Raw genomic sequence first — 14,752 nt, forward strand, 5'->3', positions numbered from 1 at the left:
TATGCAAACAGCATTAGCAACAATTATTGTTTTTGGAGTAATTGTGTTTATTCATGAATTAGGACACTTTTTAGTGGCGAAGCGAGTGGGTATTCTTGTTCGTGAATTCGCGATAGGTTTTGGACCCAAATTGATTTCTGTTAAAAAAGGTGAAACGGTGTATTCGATACGTGCATTACCATTAGGTGGATTTGTACGAATGGCAGGGGAAGATCCAGAGACTTTTGATATTAAAAACGGAATTAGAGTCGGTCTATCTCTTGAGAATAATATCGTTACTAAAATTGACTTAAAACCAAATGCAAGTCACCAAATTACTGGTAAGATTGAAGAATACGACTTAGAGAAACGTATGTTTATCCGTTTAGAGACAGAAACGGGTAGCAAGAGCTATCAAGTGTATGAATCAGCTATTATCGTAAAAGACAAGGAAGAAGTGCAATTAGCACCAATTCATAGAAAGTTTAACGGGAAAACTGTTGGACAAAGGGCTGCTGCTATTTTTGCTGGACCTGCAATGAATTTCCTTCTTGCTGGCTTACTATATGCAATGATTATAGGCATAACGGGCGTACCTTCTGAAGCAAATATAGTAGGTGATGTAGTTGCTGGAAATCCTGCTGCGGAAGCTGGTATTATAGCAGGAGATAGAATTGTTGAGGTAGATGGAATAACAATCACAACATGGCAAGACCTTGTGCAACAAATTAGTGCGAAACCTAACCAAGCAATTGATATTGCGATTCAACGTGGTGAACAAAATGTAACAATGTCTCTAACAACTCTCGAACAGGCAGGGACAGGGAAAATCGGTATTGTTCCTACTACAGAGAGTGCAGGCCTCATGAGTATTGTATATGGATTTGAACGTACATGGGAACTAGCGGTATTGTTATTGTCGCATCTTGGTCAGATGATTACAGGACAAATCGCAGCTGACGTTGCTGGTCCGGTAGGTATTATTCAAATTATTGGCGATCAGGCAAATGAAGGTTTATTACAGTTAATCAGTTTAGCTGCATTCTTAAGTCTAAACTTAGGAATTATTAATCTTTTCCCTATACCAGCACTGGATGGTGGAAGATTAGTGTTCTTAGCCTTAGAAGGATTAAGAGGAAAGCCGATAGATCCAAACAAAGAAGGAGTTATTCACTTTGTAGGGTTTGCTCTTTTAATGTTGCTCATTCTTGTTGTTACTTATAAAGACGTGATGCGGATTTTTAGCTAAAAAAAGGAGTTCAAATCCATGTATTTCAGAGAACAAACTAAATCTGTTCTAGTAGGAAATGTGCAAATCGGCGGTCATAATAAAGTTGTGATTCAGTCTATGACGAATACGGATACTTGTAATATTGAAAAAACATTGGAGCAAATCTATCAACTTAGTGAAGCCGGCTGTGAAATCGTGCGAGTTGCCATTCCTAATATAGAAGCAGCGAAAGCGATTAAGAAACTAAAAGATAAATCACCATTGCCTATTGTTGCCGACATTCATTTTGACTATAAACTGGCACTCGAAGCAATGGATAATGGAATTGATAAGATCAGAATTAATCCTGGTAATATTGGCAGCAATCAAAAGGTTAAAGAAGTTGTAGAGAAGGCCAAAACTTACCATGTTCCAATTCGTATTGGAGTGAATTCCGGCTCAATTGAACGTGAGTTATTAAAGAAATATGGCCATCCTACAGCAGAAGCGATGGTAGAAAGTGCAGAAAAACATATTCAAATACTGGAAGAATTTGATTTTCAAGATATAGTAGTATCCCTTAAAGCATCCAATGTGCCATTAAGTATTCGAGCATATCAATTAATGGCTGAGAAATACTCATACCCGCTTCATGTAGGGATTACAGAAGCGGGGACGGTTTACCAAGGTAGCATCAAATCTGCTGTAGGTTTAGGTGCTATTTTATCATTGGGTATAGGAGACACCATCCGTGTATCATTAACGGGAGATCCGGTGGAGGAAATAAAGGTTGCAAAAAGTATTTTGAAAAGTCTACAACTTTTTGAACCAGGTCCAGAATTGATATCTTGTCCTACTTGTGGTAGATGCCAAATTCAATTAATTGACTTAGCAAATCGTGTAGAGCAGGAGATACAACACCTTAAGAAACCGTTAAAAGTAGCTGTTATGGGATGTGCTGTAAACGGTCCTGGAGAAGCACGTGAAGCTGATATCGGTTTAGCAGGTGGGCACGGTGAAGGTTTAATTTTCAAAAAAGGTAAGGTCGTCCGAAAAGTAAAAGAGGACGAGCTATTCGAAGAATTTATGAAAGAATTGCGATCGTTATAAGAAAGGGGATACGAGCTTGAAACAGCAAAAACTACTAATACCAACACTACGCGAAGTACCTTCTGATGCAGAGGTTACTAGCCACAAACTTATGATGAGAGCAGGCCTAATCCGTCAATTGGTATCTGGTGTTTACACATATTTACCACTTGGATTTAAAGTGTTAAAGAAAGTAGAAGCTATTGTTAGAGAAGAAATGAATCGTAGCGAAGCTCAGGAAATCCTTACTTCTGCAATTCAGCCTGCGGAATTATGGCAGGAGTCTGGTCGTTGGGACGCATACGGACCAGAATTGATGCGTTTTAAAGATCGTCATGATCGTGACTTTGTACTTGGACCCACCCATGAAGAAGTTTTTACTTCTTTAATGCGTGATGAAATCAATTCATACAAAAAATTACCTGTAACGATTTATCAAATTCAAACGAAATATCGCGATGAGCGCAGACCGCGTTTTGGTGTGATTCGTGCGCGTGAATTTATAATGAAAGATGCGTATTCATTTGATGTGGATACAGCAGGACTGGATGAAAGCTATCAAGCAATGTATGATGCATATCATCGTACATTTAAACGTTGTGGCTTGAATTATCGTGCTATCGAAGCGGATGGTGGAGCTATTGGTGGAGAAGGTGGTACCCATGAATTCATGGCGCTTTCTGAAATTGGGGAAGATACAATAGTCCATTGCCCTACTTGCGGATTCGCCGCAAACATTGAAAAAGCTGAGAACATTAAAGTCCCTAAACAGCAGCAAAATTTAGAAGAATTGACACTCATCGAAACTCCCAACCAGAAGTCTATTAAAGAGCTAGCTAGTTTTCTACAAGTGGAAGAGAAGACTATCATTAAGACATTATTGTATAAAGCAGATGAACAACAGATAGTAGTTCTAATTGCTGGCGATGATGAAGTGAATGATATTAAATTGAAAAACCTTCTAGATGCTACTAATGTTTCTATGTTACAAGATGATGAGATAGAGGCACTTTTAGGACAAAAACCAGGCTTCTTAGGTCCTAAAGGCTTACCAGCAAATTTAAGAATTATAGCGGATTATAAAGTTGAGGCTATGAATAACGCAGTGATAGGTGCGAATAAGAAAGATTATCACTATAAAAATGCCAACCCTGGTAGGGATTTCAATGTTGAACAATTTGCTGACTTAAGAAATATTCAATTAGGGGATCCATGTCCTAAGTGTAACACACCAGTATTATTCGATCGTGGGATTGAAGTAGGCCATGTCTTTAAATTAGGAACGAAATATAGCAAAGCTCTTAGAGCAAAGTTCTTGGACGAGAATGGAAAAGAGCAATTAATGGTTATGGGTTGTTATGGAATTGGGGTATCTAGAACTGTTGCTGCTATTGTAGAACAGCATAGTGATGAAAATGGAATTATCTGGCCTAAGGAAGTTGCACCTTTTCATGTACACGTAATTCCTATCAATGTCAAAAATGAAAAGCAGTATGAAGTAGCGCTTAACATATATAACGATCTTTTAGCTAAAGGTGTAGAGGTCTTATTCGATGATCGATTAGACCGAGCTGGTTCTAAATTTAAGGATGCAGATTTAATTGGTATTCCATTGCGCATCGTTGTTGGTGGTAAAGTCGATGAAGGCTTTGTTGAGTTAAAGTATCGCAAAACTGGTGAAAGTAGAGATTTAGAAATCACTCAAGTTACAAGTGTATTGTTAGAGGAATTGAACCAATTAGACTTATAGAATTAGGAGTAGGCAATGATTTCAAAACAGCGACAAAATTTCTTGACTCTAACGGAAAAAATTTCATACACGCATTTAGATTCGCCATACTTTGTGGGAGCGCTTATTGAGAAGGTGGAAATCCAGCAGGATCAGAAAGTATGGCACGTCTATTTTCAATTGCCACAGGTATTACCTGTGGCAATTTTAAAAGATTTTTGTTTTCTTTTACACGAAACATATAAGGATATGGCTTCTATCATTTGCTATTTTTGTTATGAGAATGATTGCGTGAATGATGAAGTAATAAAAGAGTATTGGAATCATTATCTTTGGCCACAACTATTGATGGAACAGCCCTACCTAAATGGTTGGTTAACTAAGTTTACAAGTAATTATTTGGAAAAAAGCGTTGTGTTGTATACGTTAAATGATCTAGGAAAAACAACATTACAACAAAAGAACGTTCCTCAATGGGTCGCGAACTGCTTCCGTCGTTTTTTAGGTATAGACGTAAAGATTCAGTTAGAAGGTCAAGAGAATTCAGAAAAGGTAGAAACATTCCTTGCCGAAAAAAAGAAAGATGAAGATTTTTATATTCAACAGTTACTATCGGAAAGAAGCCATTTTACTGACGAAAAAGTGGACCCTAACACAAGAAATGATAATAAACAAGGAAACGGGACACTTTCAAATATCATTATAGGTAAAGAAATTAATCATACGGAACTTCAAAAACTCTCGAATCTATCAGAAATGACCGATCAGATGAGTATAGAAGGTCGGGTATTTAATATAGAAAAGAGAGTACTGAAAAGTGGCAAGCATCTTGTCAGTTTCAACCTTACAGATGAAACCGATTCTATTAAAGTAAAAGTATTTTTAAAAGATGATAAACAACTAGAATCCATTGATATTTTAGAGCAAAAGCCTTATGCGAGAACAAGAGGATTAATTCAATACGACACCTTCGATAAACAGATAGTTCTTATGGCTAAAGATATTGTATTAGCATCTCCTAAAGAAAGAATGGATCGATCGGAACGAAAGAGGATTGAATTACACCTGCATACTCCAATGAGTTCGATGGATGGTGTAAGTAGTGTAAAGTCACTCATATCAACTGCTGCTAAATGGGGTCATAAAGCTATCGCAATCACTGATCATGGGGTAGTTCAGGCATTTCCTGAAGCTCATGAAGTTGCTCAGAAGCATAACATTAAGTTGATTTATGGTGTTGAAGCATACCTTGTCAATGATGGAATACCTATTGTTCACAACTGTAGGGATATGACAATTGATGAAGAAACAACCTATGTTGTTTTTGATACAGAAACAACTGGATTATCAGCCGTAGAGAATTGTCTTACTGAAATTGCTGCTGTGAAAGTACGTAATAATGAAATTATCGATTTTTTTCAATCTTTAATACGGCCTAAAGAGCGAATCTCAGAGAAAATTGAAAAGCTAACTGGGATATCCAATCAAATGGTGGCCAATGCTCCTGAATTAGATATCGTATTAAAGGATTTTATCAATTTTTGTGGCGAAAGTGTTATGGTCGCTCACAATGCCTCCTTTGACATGAATTTTGTAAATACTAGTCTTGATTCAATAGGATTGAAATCAATTTCTATGCCTGTAATAGATACTGTTGCCTTCGCTCGTTTTGCAATACCTGGTTTAAAATCATATAAACTAAATAATCTATGTAAAGAACTAAACATAGAATTAGAACAACATCATCGGGCGTTGTTTGATGCGACTGCAACAGCAAAATTGTTAATAGAGTTACTGAAAAAAATAGATGTTTTAGAAATTGATAATTTGCGAACATTGAATGAGCAAGTAGTAGAATTTGATATGCAAAAATTACGACCTTACCATTGTATTCTTTTAGCAAAAAATCAAATCGGTCTAAAAAACCTATACAAGCTTATTTCTTTATCGCATATCAAATATTTCCATCGTCAACCAAGAATTCCTAAAAGTGAACTTGTTCGTTTAAGAGAAGGTATTATTGTCGGATCGGCCTGTGAAGCTGGCGAACTATACCAAGCAATGATTCTAAAAAAATCGGATCAAGAAATTCAAGAAGTTGCGAAATTCTATGATTATTTAGAGATTCAGCCGCTTGGGAATAATGACTTTATGGTGCAAAAAGGTATCGTCGAAGATTATAGCAAACTGAAAGATATTAATCGGAACATCTATATGCTCGGCAAACAGTTAAATAAGCCAGTTGTAGCCACTGGAGATGTACATTTTTTAAACCCTTCAGATGCAAAGTTTAGAGAAATCCTCATGGCAAGTAAAGGTTTTAGTGATGCAGCTGACCAACCACCACTATATCTGAAAACAACAGAAGAAATGCTAGATGAATTTTCATACTTGGGTACAAAAGAGGCTTTAGAGGTAGTTGTTGATACACCAGAGATGATATGTGAACAAGTGGAGGCATTGAAACCTTTCCCAGATGAATTGTTTACACCTGTAATAGAAGGCGCAGATGAACAAATTCGCAATATGAGCTACGAAAAGGCTAGAAACATCTACGGTGAAGTGTTACCAGCAATTGTCGAAGATCGATTGAAATTTGAACTAGATAGCATTATTGGCAATGGATTTGCGGTAATTTATTTGATTTCACATAAAATCGTAACGAAATCTCTGCGAGATGGCTATCTGGTAGGATCAAGGGGATCCGTTGGTTCTTCATTCGTAGCTACGATGACTGATATTACCGAAGTAAATCCGCTACCACCACATTATATCTGTACGAAATGTAAAAAAAGTATATTTATAACAGATGGTTCCATTGGATCTGGATTTGACTTGCCAAATCGTGATTGTCCAGATTGCAATATTGCGATGCTAAAAGAAGGACATGATATTCCATTTGAAACATTTATGGGTTTTAAAGGCGATAAAGTACCAGATATAGACTTGAACTTCTCGGGGGAGTATCAACCAAACGCGCATAAATATGTCGAAGAACTTTTTGGTAGAGACTATGTATTTAGAGCTGGTACGATATCTACGGTTGCAGAAAAAACAGCTTACGGGTATGTGCAAAAATATGCAGAGGAAAAGAATATTGTTCTCCGAAATGCTGAAATTGAGAGATTAATAAAGGGTTGTAGTGGCATTAAGCGTACAACAGGTCAACATCCTGGTGGTCAAATGGTTATCCCTAATTATAAAGATGTTCATGATTTTACGCCGATTCAATTTCCCGCAGACTCGAAGGATTCTGCCCATTACACAACTCATTTCGACTACCATGCGATTAGTGGACGTTTGTTGAAGTTAGATATCTTGGGGCATGATGATCCAACTGTAATTCGTATGTTACAGGATTTGACAGGCATCAATCCCAATGATATTCCGATTGATGATCCTCTAACGATGAGCTTATTTAGCACAACACAAGCAATAGAAGTTTCGTCTGAGGAATTGAATTCCCCTGTAGCCACTTTCGGTGTTCCTGAATTTGGAACGAAATTTGTTCGTCAAATGCTTGAGGATACTAGACCAACAACATTTGCTGAACTGGTTCGAATTAGTGGCCTTTCCCATGGGACTGATGTATGGCTGAATAATGCTCAAGAATTAATCAAAGCGAAAAAAGCTGTCTTAGCAGAAGTAATTTCAACTCGTGATGACATCATGGTATACCTAATTCATAAAGGCTTAGAACCAAGTACTGCTTTTAAAATCATGGAGAAAGTAAGAAAAGGTAAAGGGTTACAGCCAGAAGATGAAGAGGAAATGAGTAAGCATCATGTACCCGATTGGTACATTTGGTCTTGTAATCAAATTAAGTACATGTTCCCCAAAGCACATGCTGTAGCATATGTATTGATGGCAGTTAGAATTGCTTACTTCAAAGTACATTATCCATTACAGTTCTACTCTGCCTATTTCTCAGTGCGTGCTGACGACTTTGATATCGATATTATGATTCATGGTAAACAGGCGATTGCCAATAAGCTGAAGGAAATTCAGGAGAAAGGTAATTTAGCTACAACCAAAGAAAAAAACTTGGCTACTGTTCTAGAAGTAGCTTACGAAATGACGACACGAGGATATCGTTTTTATCCTATTCAACTTCATCGATCGGACGCCTTGAAGTTCCAAATTTATGAAGAAGGTTTAATTCCGCCATTTGCATCACTTGCTGGAGTTGGTAAAGCAGCTGCACAAGGTATTGCTGCTGCATGTGAGGATGGGAATATTCTATCGGTCGAGGATTTCCAAGAGAAAAGTAAGATTTCCAAAACAGTAATAGAATTACTAAAAGAACGTGGATGTCTGGAAGACTTACCAGATACCAATCAATTAAGTTTATTTTAAACATTTCTGTCTATACTAATATGGATAGGATATTGTTGCAATAGAAGACAATGAATGTTATAATTTCTGTAAGATATTGCATACGACAAATGCTAAAGAGTGGGGAAACCCACTCTTTTGTTCATAAATTGAACAGATTCATTTTATCGGTGTTGTAATTTAATACTTTAAACCTAAGGAGGTTTCATATGTCAGTAAATGTTGAACGCACCATTCAAATCATTGAAGAGATTGCTGGACCTATAGTTACCAAAGAGCAATTAGAGCTGATAGACGTTGAATACGTTCAAGAAGGAGCTAACTGGTTTTTGCGTGTTATCATCGATAAAGATGGTGGAATCGATATTGACGATTGCGGCAAAATTAGTGGAATAATCAGCAAAAGACTAGATGAACTAGATCCTATAAAAGAAAGTTATTTTCTTGAAGTATGCTCACCTGGTGCGGAGAAACCGATTAAGACTGCTGAAGACTTAACGGATTCAGTTGGCGAGTATATTAACGTGAAAACAAATGTAGAAATATACGAAGGCAAAGAATTTGAAGGCACACTTCTATCATTTGATGGTTTTACACTAGTCCTGGAAATAAGAATTGATTCTAGAAAGAAGAAAATAGAAATACCATATGAAATTGTTGCGAAAATTAGATTAGCTATTCAGTTTTAATTTTGGAAGGGGGAGAATTTTACATTGAAAGTACATTTTTTAGATGCGTTATATGATTTGGAGAAAGAAAAAGGTATAAACAGAGAAGTTCTGTTGGAAGCAATTGAAGCAGCACTTATCACAGGTTACAAAAAGAATTTCAATCAAGCTAGCAATGTAAGAGTAAATATTGATCGCGAAAACGGAACGGTGAAAGTATACGCGCGCAAAACAATCGTAGAAGAGGTAGAAGACTTTAATACCCAAATGTCACTCGAAGCTGCCAAAAGAGTCAATCCAGTATATCAAGAAGGAGATATCATAGAAGTTGAAGTAACCCCGAAAGATTTTGGAAGGATTGCAGCACAAACAGCTAAACAAGTGGTCACTCAACGTATTAGAGAAGCGGAACGTGGGATTATATATGAGGAATATGCAGACCGTGCGGATGACATTATCACTGGTTTAATTCAGAGAAAAGATGCTAAATCTGTATACATAGAGCTAGGAAAAACAGAAGCTGTTCTTCCTTTGACAGAACAAATACCGAATGAGATTTACAAGCCAAATGACCGTATTAAGGTGTATATATCAAAGGTTGAAAAGACCACTAAAGGCCCACAAATCCTTGTATCCCGTACGCATTCGGGATTGCTAAAAAGATTATTTGAATTAGAAGTACCGGAAATCTATGAAGGTATTGTCGAAATCAAATCTGTTGCTAGAGAAGCAGGACAACGTTCGAAAATTGCAGTTCATTCGAATAATCAAGAAGTAGATCCAGTAGGAGCTTGTGTAGGTCCGAAAGGATTACGAGTGCAGACAATCGTAAATGAACTGAAAGGTGAGAAAATAGACATTGTTCGATGGTCTGTGGATCCAGCTGAATATGTAGCTAACTCTTTAAGTCCATCGAAAGTTGTAAATGTACGAATCAATGAAACAGATAAATCTGCATTTGTTGTAGTACCTGATTATCAACTATCATTAGCAATTGGTAAAGAAGGACAAAATGCAAGATTAGCTGCTAAGCTTACGAATTGGAAAATTGATATTAAAAGTGAGTCGCAGTATGAACTAGCAGTACAAGAGGGGAAGATTGAACCCTTTGAATCTAGCATAGATTTTTCTGATTCTGATATGTTCAACGAGGAGTGATTGGCATGAAGCAACGTAAGATTCCTATGCGAAAATGTGTAGGCTGTCAAGAAATGAAATCGAAAAAGTCGATGCTTCGAATTGTGCATACTCCAGAGAATGAAACGGATGTTGATCCAACTGGTAAAAAAAGTGGTAGAGGATCATACATTTGTTATGATGAAGAATGTCTAGAAAAAGCAAGGAAACATAAAGGTCTAGAAAAAAGTTTAAAATCAAAAATTTCAGATGACGTATATGAAAAAATCTCGTACACAATTAAAAGATATATTCTTTTAAATAAAGGACCGAATGTATGAAGTTAATTTTGAATTTTCTTGGTTTAGCGAATAGGGCAGGCAAAATTGCTAGTGGTGATACAGTCATTAATAAAATTCAGAGAAAAGAAGCGAAGCTAGTTATTATAGCGACAGATGCTTCAGACTCTTCGAAGAAAAGATTAATTGATAAATGCTCTTTTTATAAAGTTCCGTATGTCGAATTTTTTGAAAAAGAACAACTTGGTTTAGCCATCGGGAAAAGTCATCGAAGTTCGTGTGCAATTTTAGATTTAGGATTTAGTAAAAAATTAGAATCAATGATTATAGAAAATAGCGGAGGTGAGTTTCATGAGTAAAATCCGAATTTATGAGTATGCCAAAAATGTAAACATGAGCTCTAAAGAAATTCTGGAAATTTTAAAACGTTTGAATAAAGATGTAGGAAACCACATGAGTCTAATATCAGATTCTGAAGTTGAATCGATTGAAAACTATATTAAAGGCTTAAAAAACAAAAGTACAACACAAACAAATAACCAAAAACAAGCAAAACCAGAAGGCCAAAATCAACAGACAAGTTCTCAAGCTTCGACTCGTTCACAGGAAACACAGACAAACAGACCTGATAACCGAACGGATAATAGACATCAACAAAATCGCCCGCAAAATCAGCAAAATCTTTCTGGAAATCGTCCGGAAGGAAATGTGAACAGAACGGATACTAGGTATAATAAGCCTGAAAACAGATTTAATAAACCAGACAACAAGGTTAATAACACACCTAGACCAGATAACAAGTTTAATAACAATACTAAGCCTGAAAATAAGTTTAGCAACAATACAAGACCAGATAATAAATACAACAAGCCAGAAAACCGCCCGGCTACCTCAGGTTATAAAAGTAGTGGGCCAGATAGCAGACCACCTTATAACAAGCCAGAAAACAAAGGCTTTAATAAACCAGCGTCAAGTGTTTATAAGAGTCAACAACCTACAAAACCTAATTTCAACGACAGAGAAAAAGAGAAAGAGAAAGAGAATATGATTGATACAACAGTGGATGCAAAGGGACAATCTAAAGTCGTTAAAAAAGAAAAAACTGTAAATAAATTCGACAAATTTAGTGATACGAGAGATATCAATGGAATCAAGAAGAACAAGTCAAAGAAGTATGATCATCGCTCAAGATCATCTCAGCCATCTAAACCAAATACTGAACCGCCGAAGATGCCTTCGAAGATTGTATACAAAGGTGAAATGACTGTTGGCGATCTAGCAAAAGCATTAAAGAAAGAAACCTCAGAAATTATTAAAAAATTAATGTTCTTGGGTTGCATGGCAACAATCAATCAAGAAATTGATTTTGATACTATTACACTTATTTGTGAAGAATATGGGGTAGCAATAGAAGAAAAAATCGAGTTACCATTAGAAGATTTCGAATCTATTGTGGAAATTGATGATGAGAAAGATCTTAAGCATCGACCACCTGTAGTTACAATTATGGGACACGTTGACCATGGAAAAACAACCTTACTAGACACTATCAGGGAAACAAAAGTTACTGAAGGGGAAGCTGGTGGGATTACTCAGCATATTGGTGCTTATCAAGTAAAGGTCAATGATAAGAAGATAACATTCCTTGACACTCCTGGCCACGCTGCTTTCACAAGCATGAGAGCCAGAGGAGCCAAAATTACTGATATCACGATTCTAGTTGTTGCTGCAGATGATGGTGTGATGCCACAAACGATTGAAGCAATCAATCATGCGAAAGCTGCCAATGTTCCGATTATAGTAGCGGTAAACAAGATGGATAAACCATCTGCAAATCCAGATCGTGTAAAACAAGAGTTAACAGAATATGCACTAGTTCCTGAAGAGTGGGGCGGTAGTACGATTTTCGTACCGATTTCAGCCCTCAAGAATGAAGGAATTGAAGAGTTGTTAGAGATGGTATTACTCGTTGCTGAAGTAGAAGAATTAAAGGCAAATCCTAACAAACGTGCACGTGGTACAGTAATTGAATCGCAATTGGATAAGGGTCGAGGATCACTTGCTACGGTACTTGTTCAATCTGGTACATTGAAAATTGGAGATGCAATTATCGTTGGTAATGCATATGGTCGTATTCGCGCCATGATTAATGACCAAGGAAAACGCGTTCGTACTGCAGAACCTTCTATGCCTGTTGAAATTACTGGATTATCAGAAGTTCCAAACGCTGGAGACCAGTTCATGGTTTTAGAAGACGATAAGACAGCAAGGGTAATCGCTGAAAAACGTCAGATGAAAGATAAACAATTATTCTTTAAAGCTTCTACAAAGATTACATTAGACGACTTATATAAACAAATAGCAGAAGGTACGATTAAAGACTTAAATCTTATTCTTAAGGCAGATGTTCACGGGTCTGTGGAAGCATTAAAAGGTGCTTTAGAGAAAATTGATATTCAAGGTGTGCAGGTACGTATTGTTCATACAGGGGTAGGTGCCATTACAGAGTCTGACGTAATTCTTGCATCAGCGTCCAATGCGATTATCATTGGATTTAATGTACGCCCGCAACCAAACGCTAAGAAAACGGCAGAGCATGAGAATGTTGATATTCGTTCACACAGTATCATTTATAAGGTGATTGAAGAGATTGAATCTGCACTTAAAGGCCTTCTTGACCCTGAATATAAAGAAGTAATTTTGGGTCATGCAGAAGTTCGACAAGTCATTAAATTGTCTAAAGTTGGGGCGATTGCTGGTTGCTATGTTTTAGATGGGAAAATCGTCCGTGATCGTAAAGCAAGAGTGATTCGTGATGGCATAGTTATTTTTGAAGGAGATCTTGGCACCTTGAAACGTTTTAAAGACGACGTGAAAGAGGTTGCTACGAATTATGAATGTGGTATCACTTTGGAGAAATATAACGATTATCAAGAAGGAGATATCATCGAAGTATTTGAAATGCAAAAGATAGAAAGAACCTAGTTGAGGTGATCGTGTATGGGAAATGTTCGTAATAATAAAATCGCAGAACAAATTAAAAAAGAAGTCTCCCAGCTTATCCAACAAGAGATTAAAGATCCAAGAATAGGTTTTTCAACGGTTACTGATGTCGAAGTTACTGGTGATGTATCTCAAGCAACCATATTTATTTCAGTTCTCGGTAACGAAACGCAGAAAGAAGACTCGCTTAAAGCATTAAAAAGTGCTGTGGGTTTTATAAGACGTGAGGTTGGGCGAAGAATGCGTTTAAGACATACACCTGAGATATTATTTTCCTTTGATAACTCCATTGAATATGGGAGTCGTATAGAGAAAATATTATCAGATATTAAAAGCAGCTCCCCTGGGGATACAAATGATAAATACTAATACAACTTACGCTTCCTTTACAGATTTTATCAAGGGTAAAGATAATTTTCTTATTGTATCTCATTTCAATCCTGACGGAGATACCCTAGGTTCAGCATTGGCGATTGCAAATATCTTGGACGGTTTTAGTAAACAATATACTTTGGTAAATCGCGATGTTGTGCAAGAAAAGTATCTCTTTTTGCCTAAAGCTACGGAAGTTCTATTACCGGAATCATTAGTGGATCAGACATTTCAATATGTAATTACAGTGGATTGTGCTGATTATCAACGTATTGGTGATGAAGTTACAAAGCTATTGACTCCAGATGTAGAGATATTAAATATTGATCACCATCCGACAAATACAAATTTTGGTTCCAGTAATATTGTGGAAGCTGATGCAGCTTCCACTACTTTCATTATTTACAATCTTTGTAAGAAACTTGAGATTCCTTTAAACCTTGATATTGCATTGTGTTTATACACAGGATTAATGACAGATACAGGCTCGTTTCAATATTCCAATACCAACTCAGAAGTGCATTCAGTTGCGGCAGAACTGATTTCATATGGGATTAATGTGTATGAGGTTGTAGAGAATATATTTGAGACGTCTTCAGTGGAGAGAATGGTTGTATTGAAGAAATCACTCAATACATTAGAAATTGACTCTTCTGGAAAGATTGCATGGTTAGAAATCATTCAAGAGCTATCTACGAAGTCTGAAGATATTGATGGACTTGTCAATTATCCGAGAAGTATTAAAGGAGTAGAAGTTGCTATTTCTTTTAAACAAGTTCATGACGGAAAAGTACGAGTAGGTTTACGCTCCAAGAAATACGTCGATGTGAGCCTAATAGCTATGAAATTCCAGGGCGGTGGCCATAAAAGGGCTGCTGGATGTACCATTGACGGAACGGTTGGAGAAGTTAAGGAAGTTATAGTCCAGGAAATAAAAAAATATATTATTTAG

Annotated in this window: 11 protein-coding genes; all 11 read left to right on the forward strand. The window is 36.7% G+C overall.

Annotated features, from left to right (window positions below):
- Position 1 precedes the first annotated feature (1 nt).
- The 11 genes from rseP (at position 2) to BHU72_RS07230 (ending at position 14,752) form a co-directional block, all read left to right on the forward strand.
- On the forward strand, positions 2–1,228 hold the full coding sequence (gene rseP, locus BHU72_RS07180; protein ID WP_069701934.1) for an RIP metalloprotease RseP: 1,227 nt from the start codon (positions 2–4) through the stop codon (positions 1,226–1,228).
- An 18-nt stretch (positions 1,229–1,246) separates the two neighbouring features.
- Entirely contained in the window at positions 1,247–2,299 is a 1,053-nt protein-coding gene (gene ispG / locus BHU72_RS07185; protein ID WP_069701935.1) for a flavodoxin-dependent (E)-4-hydroxy-3-methylbut-2-enyl-diphosphate synthase, read from the forward strand.
- A gap of 16 nt (positions 2,300–2,315) precedes the next feature.
- Positions 2,316–4,028 (forward strand): proline--tRNA ligase, encoded by a 1,713-nt coding sequence (locus BHU72_RS07190; protein ID WP_069701936.1) that lies wholly within the window; start codon positions 2,316–2,318, stop codon positions 4,026–4,028.
- A 15-nt stretch (positions 4,029–4,043) separates the two neighbouring features.
- The gene (locus BHU72_RS07195) at positions 4,044–8,363 is read left to right on the forward strand and encodes a PolC-type DNA polymerase III (RefSeq protein ID WP_069701937.1); all 4,320 of its coding nucleotides are present in this window, start codon (positions 4,044–4,046) and stop codon (positions 8,361–8,363) included.
- A 188-nt stretch (positions 8,364–8,551) separates the two neighbouring features.
- A complete protein-coding gene (gene rimP, locus BHU72_RS07200) occupies positions 8,552–9,031 on the forward strand; it encodes a ribosome maturation factor RimP (protein WP_069701938.1) in 480 nt (159 codons plus the stop codon).
- A 24-nt stretch (positions 9,032–9,055) separates the two neighbouring features.
- Positions 9,056–10,168 carry a transcription termination factor NusA gene (gene nusA, locus BHU72_RS07205; protein ID WP_069701939.1) on the forward strand — a complete coding sequence of 371 codons (1,113 nt, stop codon included), beginning with the start codon at positions 9,056–9,058 and terminating at the stop codon, positions 10,166–10,168.
- Positions 10,169–10,173: 5 nt separating this feature from the next.
- Entirely contained in the window at positions 10,174–10,467 is a 294-nt protein-coding gene (rnpM, locus tag BHU72_RS07210; protein ID WP_069701940.1) for an RNase P modulator RnpM, read from the forward strand.
- Positions 10,468–10,475: 8 nt separating this feature from the next.
- Positions 10,476–10,784, forward strand: coding sequence for a L7Ae/L30e/S12e/Gadd45 family ribosomal protein (locus BHU72_RS07215; RefSeq protein WP_301553505.1), 309 nt, complete (start codon positions 10,476–10,478; stop codon positions 10,782–10,784).
- Positions 10,777–13,410, forward strand: coding sequence for a translation initiation factor IF-2 (gene infB / locus BHU72_RS07220; RefSeq protein WP_069701942.1), 2,634 nt, complete (start codon positions 10,777–10,779; stop codon positions 13,408–13,410). Before BHU72_RS07215 ends, infB begins: the two co-directional genes overlap by 8 nt.
- Positions 13,411–13,425: 15 nt before the next feature.
- Positions 13,426–13,797, forward strand: coding sequence for a 30S ribosome-binding factor RbfA (rbfA, locus tag BHU72_RS07225; RefSeq protein ID WP_069701943.1), 372 nt, complete (start codon positions 13,426–13,428; stop codon positions 13,795–13,797).
- A complete protein-coding gene (locus tag BHU72_RS07230; protein ID WP_069701944.1) occupies positions 13,784–14,752 on the forward strand; it encodes a DHH family phosphoesterase in 969 nt (322 codons plus the stop codon). Before rbfA ends, BHU72_RS07230 begins: the two co-directional genes overlap by 14 nt.

Origin of the sequence: Desulfuribacillus stibiiarsenatis (assembly GCF_001742305.1) — a bacterium.
Taxonomy (GTDB): Bacteria; Bacillota; Bacilli; order Desulfuribacillales; family Desulfuribacillaceae; genus Desulfuribacillus_A; species Desulfuribacillus_A stibiiarsenatis.

What these genes read in the sequence shown, in the direction of transcription:
- rnpM (WP_069701940.1), top strand. Translation starts at nt 10,174, where the DNA reads ATGAAGCAACGTAAGATTCCTATGCGAAAATGTGTAGGCTGTCAAGAA.
- BHU72_RS07230 (WP_069701944.1), top strand. Translation starts at nt 13,784, where the DNA reads ATGATAAATACTAATACAACTTACGCTTCCTTTACAGATTTTATCAAG.
- BHU72_RS07195 (WP_069701937.1), top strand. Translation starts at nt 4,044, where the DNA reads ATGATTTCAAAACAGCGACAAAATTTCTTGACTCTAACGGAAAAAATT.
- infB (WP_069701942.1), top strand. Translation starts at nt 10,777, where the DNA reads ATGAGTAAAATCCGAATTTATGAGTATGCCAAAAATGTAAACATGAGC.
- rbfA (WP_069701943.1), top strand. Translation starts at nt 13,426, where the DNA reads ATGGGAAATGTTCGTAATAATAAAATCGCAGAACAAATTAAAAAAGAA.
- rseP (WP_069701934.1), top strand. Translation starts at nt 2, where the DNA reads ATGCAAACAGCATTAGCAACAATTATTGTTTTTGGAGTAATTGTGTTT.
- rimP (WP_069701938.1), top strand. Translation starts at nt 8,552, where the DNA reads ATGTCAGTAAATGTTGAACGCACCATTCAAATCATTGAAGAGATTGCT.
- ispG (WP_069701935.1), top strand. Translation starts at nt 1,247, where the DNA reads ATGTATTTCAGAGAACAAACTAAATCTGTTCTAGTAGGAAATGTGCAA.